Origin of the sequence: Streptomyces sp. NBC_00223, from assembly GCF_036199905.1 — a bacterium.
In the GTDB taxonomy this organism is placed as follows: domain Bacteria; phylum Actinomycetota; class Actinomycetes; order Streptomycetales; family Streptomycetaceae; genus Actinacidiphila.
Genome location: NZ_CP108109.1, coordinates 42513 through 63021 on the forward strand (window position 1 = coordinate 42513; position 20509 = coordinate 63021).

The window sequence follows — 20509 nt, forward strand, 5'->3', positions numbered from 1 at the left end:
GCCCGCGGCGTGGCGGTGCGACGCGTTCGTTCCAGTACGTCCTGACCCGGCGCGGTGCGCCGGTGGTTGGAGTATGGAACACGCGAACGGTTGTAATCAATACATTGATAGCAACTAATTCCCTCCCGCCGACGCCGAGTTGCCCCTCGGCCCCGGTCGGCCCGCGCGGCCGGGGGCGGCCGAATCCCTCCGCCGGACCGGAAGTGTCCCGCAGCGGGCGGCCACGCACGGCCCCGCAAACGGGGGGAAACAAGCCACACTTCCCGGCTGCGCCGGCCGACGCGCACGGACCCGAGGCCGAGCGCCCCCGCGCCACTGACGAACAGCCGTACGCACCAAGCCCGTTGCCCGCGCCGGGCCCACGAGTACGGTCCCCCCGGCAGAACACCCCAGCCCCGCGCCGCCGATGTCCCGCGCCCGCAACCGGACCGCAGGCGCACCTACTGGATTACGGGCGGCTCGCCCCCACGCCCGCGCCGGACCACCGACTTTCCGCGCCGCGTGGCCACGCCCGAGCCCGCCAACCGGGGCACGGCCGAAGGCCGTTGGGCTCCCCCGGCCGAACGGAAACGGTCCCGCAATCGGGCGGTCCCCGAGCGGCGGGGCGGCATATCGCCACCGGCCGACAGACGCGCACCTGCGCGGACAACAGGCCCGGCACCCCAAGCTCCGAGTCCCGACCGGCAGCGCCCCCCGCACGGGCGGCCACCGCGCGACCCTCCGCGAATGGGGGCACGGCCGAAGGCTGTTGGGCGAACCGAGTGCCGGAGTGCGGGCTCCCCGGCCGACTGGCGACGATCCCGTGAACGGGCGGCCTCGCGCGACTCCGCCGGCGGCGGCACGGCCCCGCGACCGTCGGCCGGAGCGGACGCGCTCACCGCTGGAGCCGCCGACATCCCACGCCCGGGCGGCCGCACGTCGCGCCACGGCCGGAGTTCGGCCGAAGGCCCAGGCGCGGGCTCCCGCGCCGGAGTTCGGCGTGTGGGCGGGCGGACGCGTACGCCGGGTGGCTCCCGTGCTCGGGGGCAGCCGCTGCGTGCGGCGGCCCCCTGTGTCACAGACGGCCGCACCCGCCGCGGGTGGGGGGAAGCGGAGCAGTAGAGTCCCGTGCGGGGACGTCCGGCACGGGGAGGCACCACATGGACGTGAACATCGCGCGCGGCCGGCGTCGGCGTACCGCCGCCGTACTCACCGCCCTCGTGGCGATCCTGCTGCTCGCCGGGCCCGCCGCCGCGGACGAGCCCGGGCCGGCGCCGCAGTCGGCGCGGTTGGCCGACTTCCTGCGGCACGACCCGGTGTACGTGACCGACCAGCTGCCCCGTACCGTCCCGCGCTCCACCGCGTCGCGGTTCGCCGCGCTGGCGAAGCGGACGGGTGTGCCCACGTACGTGCTCGTGCTGCCCGACCAGGGCGTGCCGGGCGGCACGCTGCTCGGCGCGGTCCACGACCGGCTCGGGCGCGACGGGCTGTATGTGCTGGTGGGGGCGATCGGCGTCGTGGACGCGCGGGCCTTCGGGGTCCGCGCGCCCGCCGAGGACGCCAAGGCCGTCGCGCTGTACGCGCTGCCCTACGACGCGGGCCCGGTCCGCGCCTTCCAGGAGTTCGTCGACGCCGTCGCCGGGGGCGCGGAGAAGGCCGCCGCGCGCGCCGACGCCCTGCGCAAGAAGTACGGGTACAGCGGCGACGGCCCCGCCGCGTTCTATCCGTCGTCCACCGACCGGGAGAACCAGTCGTTCCTGACCGGGATCCTGCTACTGGGCACGCCGCTGCTGCTCCTGCTGGTCAGCCCGTACGTGCGGCGCCGGCGCGCCCGCCCCCGCGCGGACACCGGCAAGGTCCCGCCGCGGCCGCCCCTGCTGCGGCCGGTCGAGATCGGCGCAGCCGTGGTGCTGGCCGCCGTGATCGCGGTCGGCGCGCCCCGCGTCTTCGACCAGAAGCTGGACAGCGCCGCGCCCGTACCCACCCGCGCGGATCTGACCACCCGTGTCGACCGGGTGGCGGCCGGGCTGGCGCGCACCGACATCTACACCGACCCGGAGAGCCCCCAGCGCCTGGACGCGGCCCGGGTGGCCGAACTGGGCGGCAGGATCGCCGCCTTCGCCCCCGGCCCGGTGCGGATCGCGGTCGTCCCGCAGCTGAGCGACGACGAGTCGGCGGGCGACACCGGCGCCTTCGTCACCGCGCTGCACCACAGGCTCGGCGAGGACGGCGTCTATGTGATCGCCGACCCGCTGACCGGTTCCGTCGATCTGTTCGGCTACGGGGTACGGCTGGACGACAGCCGGCTGACGTTCGGTCTGCCCGCCGCGATACGCGACGACGACACCTCCCACCCCGCCGACGACCGCCGCCTCGGCGCACGGCTCGACGACCTGATGACGTATCTGAAGTCGGTGCCGACCGCGCAGACGCCCGCCCAGGGCCCGCGGACCGCGCCCGAGGCCCTGGACGACCACCGGCTGCCGGCCCTGTACAGCGGGGACTTCTGGCCCGGACTGCTGATCGGCGCGCTGGCGGCGGGCGTGCTGTGGGGCCTGCTGGCCGCCGTGCTGGGCTGTGCGGCCCTGGTCGGGAACGGCAGGCGGCGTGCCCGGGAACCCGGTCACGCCCCGCCGGACCCGGGCCTGGGCCGGCTGCGGCGCGGCGCGCAGCACGAACTGGACACCCTGGGCGCCCGGTTCGCCGAGGCGACGCCGGACGAGGCCACCCGGCTGCGGGTCTGGGACTGTCTGGACACCGCGATGCTGCTCGTCGACCGCGGACCCGACGGCCGGCCGGGCGAGGCGGTGACGGCGGCCGATCTGGCGGCCGCGATCGTACTGGCCCAGGCGGGCCTGGCGGCGCTGTCCGGTCATGGCTACGAGGACTGCTGCGGGCTCAACCCGCTGCACGGACCCGCGACCGCCCGGCGCGACGTGGGGTCCGTACGCCGTGAACACGTCTGCGCCTCCTGCCGGTCGGAGATCCGCCGCGCCCCCGGGCAGGCCGACGCGCTGCGCCTGGTGCTGCCGGGCCCGGGCGGCGGCGCGATCCCGTACGAGAAGGCCGCGGGACCGCTGCCGGCCGTGCGCGACGGAATCACCCGGCTCATCACCGCTACAAGGGAAAACGCCCGTGTCCAGTGACCGCAAGGCTCCGATCGCCGCGGCGGCCGCGCTGGTCGCCGCACTCGTCCTCACCGCCCTGGCGGCGCTGCCCGCCGCCGCCGACAGCCCCGTCACCGGTCCCGCCGCGAGCGCGGGCCGGAAGATCGCCGACGCGCTGCGGACCTCGCCGGTCTATGTCGACCCGGCCTACGCGGGCGCTCTGCCCGCCGCCCGGCAGAAGGAGCTGGCGCGGCGGATCGGGCGGACCGGGCTGCCGATCGAGGTGGCGCTGGTCCCGCTGGTCAAGGGCGACGCGTTCGACGGGGACCCGGCGGTGCTCGCCGACATCGTCCACGAGCGCAGCGGTCTGCACGACCTGATCGTGGTCACCATGGCCGAGTGGGGCGACGGGCTCTACGGGCACGAGTGGCCGGGCGAGGAGCACCAGGCGCGCGACGCGGTGGCGGCGGTGGAGTTCCTGGACTCGATGAAGGACGCCGGTCTGGCCGACCGGGCCGACAAGGCGGTCGACCTGATCGCCGAGGGCGACGGGTCGAAGGTCTACCAGGACGCGACGGCCGACCTGCACTCCGGCGTCACGCCCGCCACGGAGCGGGCGGCGTCCTCCGGCGGCTCGGCGCTGTGGCCGGTCCTGGCGGGCGTCGCGGCGGGTGTGGTGGTGCTGGCCGCGGGCGGCACCTGGCTGGTGCGGCGCAGGCGTGCGCCGTCGCCGTTCGTCTTCCCGCAGGCCGTGTTCGCCGCCGCCAGGACCGCCGACCTCGGTGAACTGCGGCACCGGGCGCAGGCGCAGGTCATCGCGCTGGGCGAGGCGATCGAGAACGCCGAGGTGAAGGCCACGCCCGGGCTCGGCCGGGCGCTGGACGCCTACGCGGCGGCGGGCAAGGTGCTGGACACCGCGCGCGAGATCCCGGACCTGGCCGGGGTGCTGGCGCTGGTGGTGGAGGGCCGGGACGCGCTGGACGGGCGGGCCGGCGCGCTGCCGCTGTGCTTCTTCGACCCGCTGCACGGCCGGGCCGCCCGCCGGGTCTCCTGGCGGCCGCTGGGCCGCCGCGACCAGCTCGACGTGGCGGTCTGCGCCGCCTGCGGGCAGGCCGTTCGTGCGCGCCGCGCGCCGGAAACGCTCACCGACAGCGGTCCCGGCGGCCACCCGGTCCCGTACTACGAGCTGCCGCCGGGCCACAGCCCGTGGGCGGACACCGGTTACGGCTCGCTGCTCAGGCCCGGTGACGCGGACACGCTCGCCGACCGGGTGCTGCGCGGCAACAGGGCGCTGTGACCGGGGCGGGCCGCCGTACGGTCATTCCGCCGGTGCCCGGATCACCCGCACGCCGAGTGCCGCCAGGGCGCCGGTCTGCTCCGCGGGGGCGTCCGTGTCGGTGACCACGGTGTGCAGCGCGGTGGGCGCGGCGACGTAGGCCAGTGCCGTACGGGTGAGCTTCGCGGCCTCGGCCACCGCGATCACCCGGCGGGACGAGGCGATCGCGGCGCGCTTGACGGACGCCTCGGCCAGGTCGTAGGCGGTCAGCCCGTCCTGGGCGGTCAGGCCGCAGCAGCCCACGACGGCGGTGTCGAAGCGCAGCGCGCCCAGCGACGCCTCGGCGAGCGGGCCGGTCACGCCCAGTTCGCCGGGCCGGACCTCGCCGCCGGGCAGCAGCAGCCGCAGCCGGGGGCCGGCGGCGGACAGGGCGTTGACCGCGTGCAGCGACAGCGGCATGACGGTCAGCCTGCGGTCGGCGAGCAGCCGGGCGACCTCCAGGCAGGTGGTGCCGCCGTCGAGGACGACCGTCTCGCCGTCCGCGATCAGCGCCGCGACCTCGGCCGCGATCCGCCGTTTGACCTCCTGGCCCTCCCCCGCCCGCAGCGCGAACGGCGGTTCCTCGCCGCGCAGCAGCAGGCTGCGGGCGCCGCCCCGGTAGCGTTCGAGCACGCCCTGCGCGGCCAGGGTCTCCAGGTCGCGGCGGACGGTCATCTCCGAGGCGCCGGTCAGGGACGCCAGTTCGGCGACCCCGATCCGTCCCGCCGACTGCACGGCATCCGCGATCCGCCGGTGTCGTTCGATGCTCACCATGGCGCCATTGAACACCACAGCGCACCCGCGCTGTTCAGGAAGGGCCATATCGAACAGTAAAGATGTTTGTTATGTTCGACCCCATGCTCACCTCGCTGAGGGCCGCCCGGGCCGCCACGTTCGCCTACTTCGCCCTCAACGGCTTTGTGCTGGGCATGTGGATCGTCCACATCCCCACCGTCGAGCAGCGCGCCGGGGTCAGCCACGCCGTCCTCGGCTCGCTGCTGCTGCTCCTGGGCGGAGGTGCCTTCGCCGGCATGCAGCTGGCCGGGCCGCTCACCGACCGCTTCGGCCCGGCCCGGGTCGTCCCGGTCAGCGCGGCGCTGTGCGCGGCGGCCGTGGTGCTGCCGGGGCTGGCCACCGGCGGGTGGGCGCTGGGCGCGGCCCTGCTGGTGCTGGGCTTCGGCAACGGCTGCCTGGACGTGAGTATGAACGCCCACGCCGTGCAGGTCGAACGCGGCTACCGGCGGCCGGTGATGTCCGCCTTCCACGCCGTGTTCTCGCTCGGCGGGGTGGCCGCCGCGCTGGTCGGCGCCCGGACCCTGAGCTGGGGGTGGAGCGCGCCCGCGACGCTGGGCGGCACCGCGCTGGCCGGGCTCGCCGTCGCCGCGCTGGCCGCGCCCGCGCTGCTGCGGCCCGAGCCGGCCGCCGCGGCGGACCCCGTACCGGAGGCGGCGGCGCACAAGCGGGTCCGGCGGCGTACTCCCGGCCGGATCTGGGCGCTGGCCGCGCTGGCGATGATGGTCATGCTCTGCGAGGGCACCGCCAACGACTGGAGTGTGCTGGCGCTCAAGGACGTGCTGCACGCGCCCGCCGCCACCGCCGCGCTGGCCTACGGCGCCTTCGCCACCGCGATGACCGTCGGGCGGCTGCTCACCGACCGGATCGCGGCCCGGATCGGCCCGGCGGCCGTGGTCCGCTGGGGCACCACGGTGGCGGCGGTCGGTATGGCGGCCGTGGTGGCCTCGCCGTGGATTCCGCTCGCCCTGGCCGGGTGGACGCTCTTCGGCATCGGTCTTTCCGGCACGGTGCCGCAGCTGTTCAGCGCGGCCGGGCACGCCGACCCCGACAGCGCGGGGGCCAATGTCTCGCGGGTGGCGGGGCTCGGCTACCTGGGGATGCTCGCCGGGCCCGCCGTCATCGGCGCGCTCACCCGCGGGGTCCCGCTCAATGTGGCCTTCCTGCTGCCGCTCGTGCTGTGCGTCATCACCGCCGTCACCGCGACCGGGCTGCTGGCCGCGCCCGCCGCGGCGGACCCGTCGGCGGTCGGCGCCGTACCGGCGGACGGGGTCGCGGCCGGCGAGGTCCCGGCCGACGCGGCGCCGTAGGGCCCACCGCGCGGCCGCGTCCGCGACGTCGTCCCTTATGTGTCGCCCGGCTTCCAGTCCGGGGCCAGCCGGCAGGACATGAAGTGGGCGCGCGCCCAGCGTTCCCACACCCGGGCGTGGACGGCCCCGGGGTTCGCCGAGTAGCGCGCGCACTCGGGGCAGCCCGGGCGCGGTTCGGGGACGGTGCCGTGATCGTTCAGATGGTGGGTCGCCCACACATACAGTGAGGCGCCGGGATTGGGCGTGGCGGGATCCCTGAACCGGTTCTCCAACTCGGCACAGCGGCCGCATTCCTGGCCCTCGGCAACACCACTGATCACAAAGATCAGCCTACGTTCTCCCGTCTCCCACGGGGGCACGATTCGCCCGAGAGGGATCGAACGGGCACACGATTTACTCGGCGTGTCGGCCCGCGGAGGGCGGCCGGGAACGCGCTGGGCCCCCCGCCGCGGGTGCGGCGGAGGGCCCGGGACAGCGGTCGCGCGGGTGGCTACTTCACGGTGCCGGACTCGGCGATGACGACCTTGGCGGCGGGCGTGCCCGAGTGGGAGCCCTTGCTCTCGATCTGCCTGACCAGGTCCTGGCCCTCGATGACCTCGCCGAACACGACGTGCTTGCCGTTGAGCCACGGGGTGAGCACGGTGGTGATGAAGAACTGCGAGCCGTTGGTGTTCGGCCCCGCGTTCGCCATGGACAGCAGGAACGGACGGTCGTGCTTGAGCGTGAAGTTCTCGTCCTTGAACTTGTTGCCGTAGATGCTCTTGCCGCCGCGGCCGTCGCCGCTGGTGAAGTCGCCGCCCTGGAGCATGAACTCGGGGATGATCCGGTGGAACGCCGAACCCGCGTAGCCGAAGCCCTGCTCCCCGGTGGCCAGCTCGCGGAAGTTGCGCGCCGTCTCGGGGACCACGTCGTCGAACAGGCGGAAGACGATCCGCCCGGCGGGTGCGCCGTCGATGGTGATGTCGAAATACACATTGCTCATGGACCCATCCTGGCATCCCCCGCCGGGCCGCGCGCCGCACCCCCTCCCCCTCGGGCCGTGTCACGGTGCCGGGAGCCGGTCCGCACGGCGGCGGGCGCACCGGCGGGACGCCCACAGCGGCGGGCACACCGGCCGGGCGCTCACAGCGGCGCGGGCGAGGAGGCGTCGGGGATCAGCAGATGCGCGGCGCCCGAGCCGTCGGCGGGCACGCTCCACAGGTCGGTGCTCTTGGTGTCGCCCTCCTTGGGCAGCGCGTAGGCGACGGTGCGGTTGTCGATCCAGGCGGCCTGGTCGTCCACGCTGCGGTGCTCGGCCAGCGGTGTCTGGCGCAGGGTCCGCAGGTCGAGGACGTACTCGTGCCAGAGCGAGGCGCCGTGCAGGACGCGCTTCTTGAAGGCGATACGCGTGCCGTCCGGGGACAGCGAGGGGCATTCGACGTTCTGTACGCCGAGTGAGGTGACGCTGCGGTGGGCGACGGAGCCGCGGACGAGGTAGGTGCGGCCCGCGGTGCCGAGGGTGGCGTAGAAGGTGTCGTCGTCGTCCGCGAAGGTGACGCCCCAGAAGTTGTCGTCCACCGCGTGGTAGGGGCGGCCGTCCAGGGTGATGGCGAAGTCCTCCAGGTTGGGCAGGATCTTCCAGGTGCGGGTGTCGACGATCGAGGTGCGGGTGGAGAAGAACGCGGCGCCGTACGACTCGCCGCCGACGAACACCGTCCAGGCGGCGAGGTGCCCGCTCGGCGAGACCCGGGCGCGGCTGGGGGTGCCTGCCAGCGGGAAGGTGCGCAGGACGCGCAGGTCCTTGTCGAGGACGACGGCCCGGTTGGTCTGGGAGACGACCCCGAGGCCGGTCTGGAGGCAGACTCCGGTGCCCGAAGCGGTGTAGAAGCGGGCGCACTTGAGGTCGGCGGCGGTCCGGGCGCCGCCGGGGTCGGCGGCGGGCACGGCGGCGACCTCGGTGCGGTGCGGGCCGGGGGCCGAGTTGACGAAGGCGAGCTGCCCGGTCCTGGTGAGGGTGACCGGTCCGGCGCCGACCGCGGGGCCGCCGGCCCGGGGCTTGTCCTTGTCGGCGGCCCGGTAGGCGGCGTGGAGCACGAATCCGGTGCCCACGCCCGCGAGCAGCAGGACCGCCACGACGAGAACGAGCAGGCGGTGCTTGGGTGTCATCGGGGTCCTCACGGGGTCGGGCGGTGGTGTGCCGGTCGGGGTCAACGGGTGCCGCCGCCCGGCCGCAGCACGATCCCGGCGGCCGCCGCGCACAGCAGCAGTCCGACCGCGGAGCCGAACAGGGCGCGGCCGTCGCCCCAGACCGTCCAGGCGGCGCCGAAGGCGAGCGAGCAGCAGAAGCGGGCCAGCGCCTGCCCGGTGCCGACCAGGGCGAGGCCGCTGCCGCGCAGGTTCTCCGGGACGACGTCGGCGACCGCGGCGGGCAGCACCCCGTCGGTGGCGGCGTAGAAGACACCGTGCAGGGCCAGCACCAGATAGGGCAGGGCGGCGGTCCGCGGGCCCCACAGCAGCAGGGCGTAGGCCGCGAGCAGTCCGGCGTGGCCGGCCAGGAACACCCAGCGGCGCCCCACCCGGTCGGCCAGTACGCCCGCGGGCACGGCCAGCAGCAGGAAGACGGCGGCGGTGCCCAGCGGCAGCAGCGGGAACCACTCCTCGCCGATGTCCGCGCGGCGCTGGAGCAGCAGGTAGACGAAGGCGTCGCTGACGGTGGTCAGGCCGAGCAGCACCGCGCAGGCGGTGAGCGCGCGCAGCCGGGGCAGCCTCAGCAGCCCGAACGCCTGGCGCAGGTCGACCGGGCGCTCGGCCGCGGCCGGTTCGGCGGGGGCGGAGGCGGAGGTGGCGCCTTCCGCCGCGGCCCGGCGCTGCTGGGCGACGAGCGCCTTGCCGGGGACGAAGAGCACCAGGACGAGCACACCGAGCACGGCGAAGCAGGCGCTGACGCCGAAGACGGCGTCGTAGCCGTCGGCGGCCGCCCGCAGGATCAGGAAGGCGGTGACCGGCCCGAGTACGGCGCCGGTGGTGTCCATCGCCCGGTGGACGCCGAAGGCGCGGCCGCGGGTCCCGGGCGGCGAGGACAGGGATATCAGCGCGTCGCGCGGGGAGGTGCGCAGTCCCTTGCCGGTGCGTTCCAGCGCGAGGACCACGCCGAGCGGGCCGAGGCTGTGCACGATCATCAGCAGGGGTTTGCAGAGCGCGGACAGGCCGTAGCCGAGCCCGGCGACGAGCTTGTGGTTGCGCACCCGGTCGGCGAGGTGGCCGCCGGTGAGCTGGACCAGGGCGCTGACGCCGTTGTAGACGCCGTCGAGGGTGCCGAACCCCAGCGGGCTGAGGCCGAGCGAGATGACGAGGTAGAGCGGCAGGACGGCGGTGACCATCTCCGAGGAGATGTCGGTGATCAGGCTGACCGCGCCCAGGGCCAGCACGACCGAGGAGACCGCCCGGGTCCGTCCGCGCGCGGCGCCCGGGAGGGTGCCGGCTCCGTCGGGAGCGGCGCGGTCCGCGAGGTACATGGTCGGCGACTCCAGTGGCCGGTCGCGCCGGACAGGGCGCGGGAGTTGACGGCGGGGGTGTCGGGGTACGGGCCGGCGCGGCGGCGACCGGGTGCGTACAGGTGCGCGATCGGGCGCGGGCCACTGTAGCGGGCATAAGCGGCGGCGCGGCCGCTTTCCGCTGCAATCGGCCGGATGCGGCGGCGAAGGGGCGGGACCAACTGGCGCTGAACGGGGATCAGTTGGCACCGTGCGGCGGGCCGCCCGCCCACCGACCGCAGCAAGCGGGCACGCGACTCGGGCCGTACGGGACGGCGTTGATACGGGCCGGGGCGGTCCGTGCTCTCCCGTACGGCCGGTGTCCTCAGTCCGCGCGGCTGCTCTCGTCGCGCAGCCACGTCCCGTAGTCCTGGGCGCGGATGGCCTTCGCGGCGGCCCGGCGCGCGAGGACGGCGGCGGCCAGGAAGAGCACCAGGTGCGGGAGCAGCCAGGGCTCCCGGCGCAGCAGTGCCCGCAGGTCGGCGGTGCTGGTACGGGCCGAGGGCGGCAACTCCCCCGCCGGGGACGCCGCGGACGCCGGCGACGCCGGGGGCCGCGCCGCCTGGTGCTGCTCGACCTGCGCGGACGACACGGCCGCCCGTATCCGACGCTTCATCAGATCCCGCCAGGTGCGCGGCGGATGGACGACCACCCGGGCCGTCTCCACCACCCGCCGCTCGCCGGGCGCGAAGGCCAGCGACGCGGCGAGGTCGTCGGCCATCAGCGGCGGCAGGGCGGCGATCCGGGCGTGGCCCTCCTCGGACAGCGCGATGACGCCCCGGCCGAACAGCCCCTCGCGTACGGCCGGCAGCCGCGTCCACACCCGGTAGTACGCGCGGACCCGCCGGCCGCAGCCCTTCAGCGGCAGCTCACGGGCGGGGGCGGCGGCGAGGACCGGGCCGGGGCCGTCGACCGCGGCGGCCAGCGCCCGTACGTCGGCCGGGCCGAGGACGACATCGGCGTCCACGTACAGCCGGGGGAAGCCGCGGGCGTGCTCGTCGCCGGTGCGCATCGCGAGGTGCTTGGACGGGGTGGGGATCTCCACCACCCGAACTCCCGGGTGTGCGCGGGCGATCCGGGCGGTGCCGTCGGTGCAGCCGTTGCACACCACCACGACGTCGGGGGCGTCCTCGCCGTCCGGCGGCCCGGCCGACAGGGCGTCGAGGAGGCGGCCGAGGACCCGTTCCTCGTTGTGCGCCGGTATCACGATGCTCGTCACGTGGTGAGTATGCGGCCGGAAACGGTGCCGTCGCCGAGTGTTTCGTCCAACTCTCCCCCCGGCTGGTCGCGGTGGTCTAGATTGGGCGTCGCGGAACCGGTTTGCGCGGAGCAATGCCTCACTTCCCAGGGCCAGTTGACACGGCAAGGGGAAGCAGGGGCACGACGGCCGACCGCCGCGAGCGCAGGCGGTACCGCAAGCACGATCACTGCACCACAGCACCGCGGCGCGAGCGCCGCGGTGTGCGCGAGTCCGGGCGGCACACCCGCCCGGGCGGACCGCAGACGAGTCATCCGCTCCTCCGGAACCGGGCGTTGGGGAACGCCGAAAGGCCGGGCGGGGCGTGCGGGACACCGGGGTGGGGGGAAGCATGGTCATGGCACGGGTCGTCACGCCCGCGCGATGCGCGGCTGCCTTCCGCCAGGTGCGGACAGGCCGGCCGACGTACGCGAAGGGGAGACGTACACCGTGACGCAGAGCAGCACCCTTGAGGGGGGATCGGCGGAGACCCTGGGGGTCGCCGTGGTGGGGGCCGGTTACTGGGGGCCCAATCTCGTCCGCAACTTCCAGGCCAGCCCGCGGTTCCGGCTGCGCCGGCTGTGCGACCTGGACGAGGCGCGGGCCCGGCGGGTCCTCGGCGCCTACTCCACGGTCGAGGCGACCTCGGACTACGCGTCCGTGCTCGCCGACCCGGAGGTGGACGCGGTGGCGGTGGCGACACCGGCCGGTACGCATCTGGAGGTGGCGCTGGCCGCGGTACGGGCGGGCAAGCACGTCCTGGTCGAGAAGCCGCTGGCGGCGTCCTACGCGGACGGCGCCCGGCTGGTGGCCGAGGCCGAGGAGCGCGGTCTGACCCTGATGTGCGACCACACCTACTGCTACACCCCTGCGGTGGCCAGGATCAGGGAACTGGTGCACTCCGGGGAGCTCGGGGAGATCCACTTCGTGGACTCGGTGCGGATCAACCTGGGCCTGGTGCAGAAGGACATCGACGTGATGTGGGACCTGGCGCCCCACGATCTGTCGATCCTGGACTTCATCCTGCCCGAGGGCGTCGAGCCGGTCGCCGTGGCCGCGCACGGCGCGGACCCGATCGGCGCCGGGCGGGCCTGTGTGTCGTATCTGACGCTCCAGCTCAACACGGGCGCCATCGCGCACGTGCACGTCAACTGGCTGTCCCCGACGAAGGTCCGCACCACGATGGTCGGCGGCTCGAAGCGGACGCTGATCTGGGACGACCTCAACCCGGCGCAGCGGCTGTCGGTCTTCGACCGCGGGGTGGACCTGTCGGCGCCGCAGGAGATCGGCGCGAACGAGCGGCGGGAGATGCTGATCTCCTACCGGTCCGGCGACATGGTGGCGCCCGCGCTGCGCGAGAAGGAGGCGCTGGCCTCCATGGTCGACGAGTTCGCGAGCGCGATCACCGAACGGCGGGCGCCGCTGACCGACGGCCGGGCGGGGCTGCGGGTGCTGGACATTCTGGAGGCGGCGTCGCGGAGCCTGGAGTTCCGGGGCGCGGTGGTGGGGCTGCGCGCGGCCCGTTAGCGGCCGGGGCGGCGGCTCACCGGCAGGGTGTGGGCCGAAGGTGCGGGACATCACGACGGATGGTGTGGGGGCAGAGGCGTTGAGCACGGTACGAGGCAAGAAGATCCTGGTCACCGGTGGGGCGGGCACCATCGGCTCCAATCTGGTCGACCAGCTGGTGGACGGCGGCGCGCACCGGATCGTGGTGCTGGACAACTTCGTGCGGGGGCGGATGGCCAATCTGGCCCGGGCCCTGGAGCGCGGCCCCGGTGTGGTGGAGGTGGTCGAGGGCGACATCCGCGACGCGGCCACCGTACGGAAGGTCACCGAGGGGGCCGAGCTGGTCTTCCACCTCGCCGCGATCCGGATCACCCAGTGCGCGGAGGAACCTCGGCTGGCCAACGAGGTGATGGTCGACGGCACGTTCAACGTGCTGGAGGCGGCGGCCGCCGAGGGCGTGGGCAAGGTGATCGCGTCCTCGTCGGCGTCGGTCTACGGCCTGGCCGAGACCTTCCCCACCACCGAGCGCCACCACCCGTACAACAACGACACGTTCTACGGGGCCGCGAAGGCATTCAACGAAGGGATGCTGCGCAGTTTCCACGCCATGTACGGGCTGGACTACGTGGCGCTGCGGTACTTCAACGTGTACGGGCCCCGGATGGACATCCACGGTCTGTACACGGAGGTGCTGATCCGCTGGATGGAGCGGATCACGGCCGGGCAGCCGCCGCTGATCCTCGGCGACGGCACCCAGACCATGGACTTCGTGCACGTCCGGGACATCGCGCGGGCCAATGTGCTGGCCGCCGAGTCGGAGCTGACCGACGAGGTGTTCAACGTCGCCAGCGGTACGGAGACCTCGCTGCGCGATCTGGCGCTCGGTCTGCTGGCGGCGATGGACGCGGATCTGGTCCCCGAGCACGGTCCGGCCCGGGCGGTCAACGGGGTGACCCGGCGGCTCGCGGAGACCGGCCGGGCGGCCGAACTCCTCGGTTTCCGGGCGGAGATCGACCTGGAGACGGGGCTGCGGGACCTGGTCGACTGGTGGCGGGCCGAGCGGGCGGCGGACGCGGCTGAAGCGGCGAAGGCGACCGACGGGCCGAAGGTCACGGACGCGGGGGCCGCGCGATGAGCGCCCCGGAGACGACACCCGCCGCCGACCCCGCCGACCGTATCCCCGTGATGATCCCCTGGCTGGGCGAGGAGGAGGCCCGGGCGGCGGCCGACGCGGTGCTGTCCGGGTGGGTCGCGCAGGGGCCGCGGGTCGCCGCCTTCGAGCGGGCCTTCGCCGAGCGGGTGGGCGCCGGGCACGCGATCGCGGTCAGTTCGTGCACCACCGCGCTGCACCTGGCGCTGGTGGCGCTGGACCTCGGGCCGGGCGACGAGGTGGTGGTCCCCTCGCTGTCGTTCATCGCGACCGCCAACGCCGTACGGTACGTCGGCGCCGAGCCGGTGTTCGCGGACGTGGACGAGGAGACCGGCAATGTGACGGTACGGACCGTCGACGCGGTGCGGACCGAGCGGACGAAGGCGGTGATCGCCGTCCACCAGGGCGGGGTCCCCGCCGACGTGCACGCGCTGCGGGCCGCCTGCGACGACTGGGGAACGGCCCTGGTCGAGGACGCGGCCTGCGCGATCGGCGCCACGGTCGGCGGCAAGTCGGTCGGGCAGGGCGCGCTGCTCGCGGCCTGGTCCTTCCACCCCCGCAAGATCGTCACCACCGGCGAGGGCGGGATGCTCACCACCGACGACGCCGACTGGGCGCTGCGGCTGCGCAGACTGCGCGAGCACGGGATGAACGCGTCGGCGGCCCAGCGGCACGCCAGCGCGACGCCGGTCCTGGAGAGCTATCTGGAGGTCGGCTTCAACTACCGGATGACGGACATTCAGGCGGCCGTCGGTCTGGTGCAGTTGGGCAAGCTGGACGAGATGGTGGCCAGGCGCCGGGCGCTGGCGGCGCGTTACGACGCCCTGCTGCGGGACGTACCCGGACTGCGTCCGGTGCGCGACCCGGCGTACGGGCAGGGCAACTTCCAGTCCTACTGGGTGCTGCTCGCCGAGGACTTCCCGCTGGGCAGGGACGAGTTGCTGGCCGCGCTGGCGCGGGCCGGGATCTCGGCGCGGCGCGGGATCATGGCCGCGCATCTGGAGCCGGCCTACCGGGGGCATCCGCACGCGCCGCTGCCGGTGACCGGGCGGATCAGCCGGGACTCGCTGATCCTGCCGCTGTTCCACACGATGATCGAGGCGCAGCAGGACCGGGTGGTGGCCGCGCTGCGCGAAGAGGCGGCGCGGTGACCGGCTCCGGCAGACCAGGCGCGGGCCGGGACCTGGTGATCGTGGGCGCGGGCGGCTTCGCCCGCGAGACCGCGCAGGCGGTACGGGCCGCGGCCGCCGCCGACCTGGCCGCCGGACGCCCGCCCCGGCTGCGGCTGCTCGGCCATCTGGACGACGACCCGGCGCTGCACGGCCGTGAGGTCGACGGGACCCCGGTGCTCGGCGGCTGCGAGCGGGTGCGCGACCTGCCGGACGCCCAGGTGGTGGTCTGCGTCGGCAGCCCCCGGGACCACGCGGTACGGGCCCGGCTGGTGCGGCGGCTGGCGCTGCCCGACGAGCGGTACGCCACGGTGACGCACCCGTCCGCCGCGGTGTCGGAGTCCTCGTCGGCCGGGCCGGGTTCGGTGCTCCTCGCGCACTGCGCGCTCACCGCCGCAGTGCGCCTGGGCGCGCATGTGGCGGTGATGCCGCACGCGGTGCTCACCCATGACGACGTGGCCGAGGACTTCGTCACGATCGCCTCCGGGGTGCGGCTGGGCGGCGGGGTGCGGCTGGCGCGCGGCTGCTACGTGGGCGCGGGCGCGCTGGTCCGCGAGTACGTCACGGTCGGCGCGTGGTCGCTGATCGGCATGGGGGCCGCGGTGCTCGGCGACGTGCCGCCGGGCGAGGTCTGGGTGGGCAGCCCGGCCCGCCGGCTGCGCGCGGCCGGCCCGGCGGAGTCGCGAGAGCTGCGGGAGCAGCCCGAGCGGCACGCGTCAGGTGAACAGAACGGACCGCACGACACCGGCGCCGGGGAGCCGTACGGGCCCGGTGGCCGGGATAGCCGCGGCGCGGGCCGCGGGCAGTCGCCCGTTGGCGTGATCGGCGCCGGCCCCGAGCCGGCGACACGAAGGGGGAGTCCAGCCGTATGAACCAGATTCCACTGGTCGATCTCAAGGCGGCGCACGCCGAGGTCGCCGACGAGGTGCGGGCCGGTTTCGAGCGGGTGCTCGCGGCCACCGCCTTCGTCGGCGGCGAGGAGGTGCGGGCCTTCGAGCGGGAGTACGCCGAGTTCGCCGGGGTGGCGCACTGCGTGGGCGTCGCCAACGGCACCGACGCGCTCGAACTGGCCCTGCGGGTCAGCGGGGTCGGCGCGGGCGACGAGGTGGTGCTGCCCGCCAACACGTTCGTCGCCACGGCCGGCGCGGTGGCCAGGATCGGTGCCCGCCCGGTGCTGGTGGACTGCCTGCCGGAGACGTTCCTGATGGACCCGGCCGCCGCCCTGGCCGCCGTGGGCCCGGCCACCCGCGCGGTCGTCCCGGTCCATCTGTACGGGCAGTGCGCCGACACCGCCGCGCTGGCCGCCGGACTGCCGCCGGGGGTGCGGCTGGTCGAGGACGCGGCGCAGTGCCAGGGCGCCACCCGCGACGGCCGCTCCCCCGGCAGCGGCGGCATCGCGTCGACCAGCTTCTACCCGGGCAAGAACCTGGGCGCCTACGGGGACGCGGGCGCGGTGCTCACCGACGACGAGGAGGCGGCCGGGCTGGTGCGCGCGCTCGCCAACCACGGCGGTGTGGCCAAGTACCGGCACGACGTGGCCGGGTTCAACAGCCGTCTTGACGGCCTCCAGGCGGTCGTGCTGCGGGCGAAGCTGGCCCGGCTGGCGGACGGCAACCGGGCCCGGCTGGCCGCGGCCGGGCGCTACGACGCGCTGCTCGCGGACCTGGCGGCGGCCGGCCGGGTGGTGCTGCCGGTCACCGTGCCGGGCAACGCCCATGTGTGGCACCTGTACGTCCTGCACGTCGTCGGCGCCGACCGCGACGCCGTGGTGGGCAAGCTCAACGCCGAGGGCATCGGGGCGGGGGTGCACTATCCGGCCCCGGTCCATCTGACGCCGGCGTTCGCCGGGCTCGGTCACCGTCGCGGTGACTTCCCGAACGCCGAACTGGCGGCGGACCGGATCGTCTCGCTGCCGCTCTTTCCGCAGATCACCGCCGACCAGCAGGAGCGAGTCGTGGACGCGCTCGCCGATGCTCTGCGCTGAGGCCCTCCGCGGCCGCCGGCCGCGGACGCGCGATCAGCCACCGCTTGTGTTCCACCCGCCCTCACGGGCGGGCCCCCGCACTGCCTGAGAGGTTCAGATGTTCACAAGGAGCAGACTCTTCCGGGGAGTTCTGTGCGCCCTGATCGCGGTGCCGGCGGCGGCCGTGCTGCCGCTGGTCACCGGTTCGGGCGCGGCCGCCGCCGATCCGTGCGGATCGGGCATGAACAAGATCGTCTGTGAGAACTCCAAGCCGGGCACGCCGATGTCCGACTGGTTCTCGCCCAACTCCTACGGAAACGTCCAGGGATTCTCCACGCAGGTCAGCGTGCAGGCGGGCGACACCGTGCAGTTCAAGGTGCAGTCGCCGATCCCGTACCACGTGGAGGTCTACCGGCTGGGCTACTACGGCGGTGACGGGGCGCGGGAGATCTCGACGGCCGCCCAGGCGTCGGCCACCTATCCGGCGAACTTCACCAAGGACGGCACCCCCGGCAGTCCGCCGGACAACACGGTCGTCGACGGGGACGCGGACGGCAAGCCGCTCAAGTGCAGCACGAACGACACGGGTCTGGTGGACTGCGGCAACTGGCCGGTGACGGCGAGCTGGACGGTGCCCGCCGACGCGGTCTCGGGGCTGTACATCGCCAACTTCGACCAGACGGACGGCAACGGGGTGATGCCGTACCCGTTCGTGGTGCGCGAGGACTCCAGCCACTCGGACATCGTGGTGCAGACCAGCGACGAGACCTGGCAGGCGTACAACACCTGGGGCGGCCGCAACCTCTACCAGGGCAACGGTCCTGCCCCGGACGGGCGGGCGTACCAGGTCAGTTACAACCGGCCGCTGGACATCGGCGGCGACAACGGGGTGTACGGCTCGGAGTTCGAGATGCTGTCGTGGCTGGAGCAGAACGGCTACGACGTGAGCTATCTGTCCGGCGTGGACGTCTCGACCAGACCCGCGGACCTGGTGAACCACAAGATGTTCATGTCGTCGGGGCACGACGAGTACTGGACCCAGGACCAGTTCACCAATGTCCTGAACGCCCGGCACGCGGGGCTCAACGAGACGTTCTTCAGCGGCAACGAGGTGTCCTGGAAGACCCGGCTCGCGCCCAGCGTCGACGGCACGTCCACGGCGAACCGGACCCTGGTCTGCTACAAGGAGACCAAGCTGGAGCTGGGCACGCCGGACGGCATACCGGACCCCGACCCGCAGGTGTGGACCGGCGCGTTCCTCGACCCGGGCAGCGCGGTCAAGGGCGAGCCGTTCCAGCCGCAGAACATCCTGACCGGCTCGCTGTTCACGGTGAACGGCTACCGCAGCGACGCGATCACCGTGCCGGGCGCCTACGCCAAGCTGCGGCTGTGGCGCAACACCACGGTGGCGAATCTGGCGGCCAACCAGACCGCGACCTTCCCGGTGGGCACGCTGGGCTACGAGTGGGACAGCGACCTGGCGACCAGCACCCGGCCGGCCGGGCAGATCGACCTGTCCTCGACGACGGTCGACATCACCGACGGCAAGGTGCGGCTGGACTACGGCAACACTTACGGCAACGGCACGATGACGCACAGTCTGGTGGCCTTCCGCGACCAGACCTCGCACGCGCTGGTCTTCGGCTCGGGGACCGTGCAGTGGTCGTGGGGTCTGACCAATGTGCCGACCAGCGACCCGGCCGCGGCGGTGGTGACCGCGGACAAGCGGATGCAGCAGGCCACGGTGAACATCCTCGCGGACATGGGCATCCAGCCCAGGACGCCGCAGAGCGGCCTGGTCGCGGCCACCGCCTCCACCGACACGGTGGGCCCGGCGGTCACCGTGACCAGTCCGGGCCTCGGGGCCACCGCGCCCGCGCTGCGGCCGGTGACCGTCACCGGCACGGCGTCCGACACCGGCGGTGTGGTCGCCCGGGTCGAGGTGTCCACGGACGGCGGTACGACCTGGCATCCCGCGACCGGCCTGGCGTCGTGGAACTACACTTGGACGCCGACGGTCCCCGGCACCGTGCAGATCAAGGTGCGGGCGGTCGACGACAGCGTCAACATCGGCGCCACCACCACGATCCCGCTGACCGTGGGCCCGCAGCAGTGCCCGTGCACGGTCTGGCCCGCAACGGCGGTCCCCACCCATGTCAACGGCGGTGACGGCGGCGCGGTCGAACTCGGCGTCAAGATCCGCACCACCACGAACGGTTCGGTCACCGGTATCCGCTTCTACAAGTCGCCCGCCAACACCGGGACGCACACCGGCAGTCTGTGGACGGCCTCGGGCCATCTGCTGGCGACGGGCACCTTCACCAACGAGACGGCGTCGGGCTGGCAGCAGATGAACTTCGCCACGCCGGTGCCGGTCAAGCCCAACACCACGTATGTGGCCTCGTACTTCGCGCCCAACGGCGGATACTCCTACGACGGCGACTACTTCACCGGCGGCGACGCCGGGCTCGCCCCGCTGACCGCGCTCAGGTCAGGCTCCGACGGCGGCAACGGCCTGTACCACTACGGCTCCTCCGGCGGCTTCCCGAGCTCGGAGTCCTCGGGCAGCAACTACTGGGTGGACGCGGTGATGGACACCGCCTCGGCCAGTACGGTGCCGCCGGCGGTCACCAGCACCTCGCCGACCTCGGGCGCCGTGAACGTGCCGATCACCGCGCCGGTCACGGCCGTCTTCAGCGAGGGCCTGGACGCGGACACGCTGGCCTTCACGCTCAAGGACGCCGACGGGGACAACGTGCCGGGCGTCACGACCTTCGGCGCAGCCAACAGCGTGACCTTCACCCCGTCCAGCCAACTCGGCCTGAACACCACCTACACGGCCTCCGTACAGGCGGACGACCTGTGGGGCAACTCGATGGACGAGCCCACCGCCTGGAGCTTCCGCACCAGCGCGACCCCGCCCGCGGTGACCTGCCCGTGCACCCTGTGGGGCAACTCCACGGTGCCGGCCACCACCGACATGACCGGCGACCCCAACCCGGTCGAGCTGGGCACCCGGTTCACCTCGGCGGTCAGCGGCTACATCACCGGCGTCACCTTCTACAAGGGCGCGGGCAACACCGGGACGCACACCGGCAGCCTGTGGTCCGACGCCGGGACGCTGCTGGCCACCGGCACGTTCTCCAGCGAGACCGCGACCGGCTGGCAGCTGCTGTCCTTCGGCACCCCCGTGCCGATCACCGCGGGCACCAGGTACGTGGTGTCCTACCACGCGCCCAACGGCAACTACGCGGTCGACGGCGGGTACTTCGCCGGCGCCCACCAGTCGTATCCGCTGACGGCCACCCCCGACACCGCGGGCAGCCCCAACGGCCTGTACGCGTACGGCGCCGGCAGTGCCTTCCCGAACGCCGGTTACGGGTCGGCGAACTACTGGGTGGCGCCGATCTTCAGCACGACCCTGCCGCCCGCACAGTCGGACGGCACGACCACGGAAATCCACTAGGCG

The 20509-nt window shown here is 74.1% G+C and carries 15 protein-coding genes; 9 read left to right on the forward strand and 6 right to left on the reverse strand.

Annotated elements, in window-relative coordinates:
* The first annotated feature begins 1139 nt into the window (after window positions 1-1139).
* A complete protein-coding gene (locus tag OHA30_RS00185; RefSeq protein WP_328911690.1) occupies window positions 1140-3125 on the forward strand; it encodes a hypothetical protein in 1986 nt (661 codons plus the stop codon).
* Entirely contained in the window at window positions 3115-4383 is a 1269-nt protein-coding gene (locus OHA30_RS00190) for a hypothetical protein (protein ID WP_328911691.1), read from the forward strand. The genes OHA30_RS00185 and OHA30_RS00190 overlap by 11 nt, the downstream gene beginning before the upstream one ends.
* A gap of 21 nt (window positions 4384-4404) precedes the next feature.
* Here the strand turns inward: OHA30_RS00190 and OHA30_RS00195 are convergent, their stop codons facing one another.
* Window positions 4405-5175 carry a DeoR/GlpR family DNA-binding transcription regulator gene (locus OHA30_RS00195; RefSeq protein WP_328911692.1) on the reverse strand — a complete coding sequence of 257 codons (771 nt, stop codon included), beginning with the start codon at window positions 5173-5175 and terminating at the stop codon, window positions 4405-4407.
* Between the two features lie 71 nt (window positions 5176-5246).
* On the opposite strand from OHA30_RS00195, the gene OHA30_RS00200 reads away from it, so the two are divergent.
* Window positions 5247-6503, forward strand: coding sequence for an MFS transporter (locus OHA30_RS00200; RefSeq protein WP_405786014.1), 1257 nt, complete (start codon window positions 5247-5249; stop codon window positions 6501-6503).
* Between the two features lie 35 nt (window positions 6504-6538).
* Here the strand turns inward: OHA30_RS00200 and OHA30_RS00205 are convergent, their stop codons facing one another.
* From OHA30_RS00205 to OHA30_RS00225, 5 genes are all read right to left on the reverse strand, one after another.
* Window positions 6539-6823, reverse strand: a complete 285-nt coding sequence (locus OHA30_RS00205; protein ID WP_328911693.1) for a hypothetical protein — start codon at window positions 6821-6823, stop codon at window positions 6539-6541.
* 170 nt (window positions 6824-6993) lie between these two features.
* Window positions 6994-7485, reverse strand: coding sequence for a peptidylprolyl isomerase (locus tag OHA30_RS00210; protein WP_328911694.1), 492 nt, complete (start codon window positions 7483-7485; stop codon window positions 6994-6996).
* A 140-nt stretch (window positions 7486-7625) separates the two neighbouring features.
* The gene (locus OHA30_RS00215; RefSeq protein ID WP_328911695.1) at window positions 7626-8648 is read right to left on the reverse strand and encodes a TolB-like translocation protein; all 1023 of its coding nucleotides are present in this window, start codon (window positions 8646-8648) and stop codon (window positions 7626-7628) included.
* A 41-nt stretch (window positions 8649-8689) separates the two neighbouring features.
* Window positions 8690-9997 (reverse strand): MFS transporter, encoded by a 1308-nt coding sequence (locus OHA30_RS00220; protein WP_328911696.1) that lies wholly within the window; start codon window positions 9995-9997, stop codon window positions 8690-8692.
* 343 nt (window positions 9998-10340) lie between these two features.
* Window positions 10341-11234 (reverse strand): glycosyltransferase family 2 protein, encoded by an 894-nt coding sequence (locus OHA30_RS00225; protein ID WP_328911697.1) that lies wholly within the window; start codon window positions 11232-11234, stop codon window positions 10341-10343.
* A gap of 468 nt (window positions 11235-11702) precedes the next feature.
* On the opposite strand from OHA30_RS00225, the gene OHA30_RS00230 reads away from it, so the two are divergent.
* The 6 genes from OHA30_RS00230 (at window position 11703) to OHA30_RS00255 (ending at window position 20506) form a co-directional block, all read left to right on the forward strand.
* On the forward strand, window positions 11703-12779 hold the full coding sequence (locus OHA30_RS00230; protein WP_328911698.1) for a Gfo/Idh/MocA family protein: 1077 nt from the start codon (window positions 11703-11705) through the stop codon (window positions 12777-12779).
* A 79-nt stretch (window positions 12780-12858) separates the two neighbouring features.
* Window positions 12859-13893: an NAD-dependent epimerase/dehydratase family protein gene (locus OHA30_RS00235; RefSeq protein ID WP_328911699.1), complete on the forward strand. Its 1035-nt coding sequence runs from the start codon at window positions 12859-12861 to the stop codon at window positions 13891-13893.
* Window positions 13890-15059 (forward strand): DegT/DnrJ/EryC1/StrS family aminotransferase, encoded by a 1170-nt coding sequence (locus tag OHA30_RS00240; RefSeq protein ID WP_328911700.1) that lies wholly within the window; start codon window positions 13890-13892, stop codon window positions 15057-15059. The genes OHA30_RS00235 and OHA30_RS00240 overlap by 4 nt, the downstream gene beginning before the upstream one ends.
* Window positions 15056-15949, forward strand: coding sequence for a NeuD/PglB/VioB family sugar acetyltransferase (locus tag OHA30_RS00245; RefSeq protein ID WP_328911701.1), 894 nt, complete (start codon window positions 15056-15058; stop codon window positions 15947-15949). The genes OHA30_RS00240 and OHA30_RS00245 overlap by 4 nt, the downstream gene beginning before the upstream one ends.
* Window positions 15946-17061: a DegT/DnrJ/EryC1/StrS family aminotransferase gene (locus OHA30_RS00250; RefSeq protein WP_328911702.1), complete on the forward strand. Its 1116-nt coding sequence runs from the start codon at window positions 15946-15948 to the stop codon at window positions 17059-17061. The genes OHA30_RS00245 and OHA30_RS00250 overlap by 4 nt, the downstream gene beginning before the upstream one ends.
* A gap of 97 nt (window positions 17062-17158) precedes the next feature.
* Window positions 17159-20506, forward strand: coding sequence for a DUF4082 domain-containing protein (locus tag OHA30_RS00255; protein WP_328911703.1), 3348 nt, complete (start codon window positions 17159-17161; stop codon window positions 20504-20506).
* The last annotated feature ends 3 nt before the right edge of the window (window positions 20507-20509 follow it).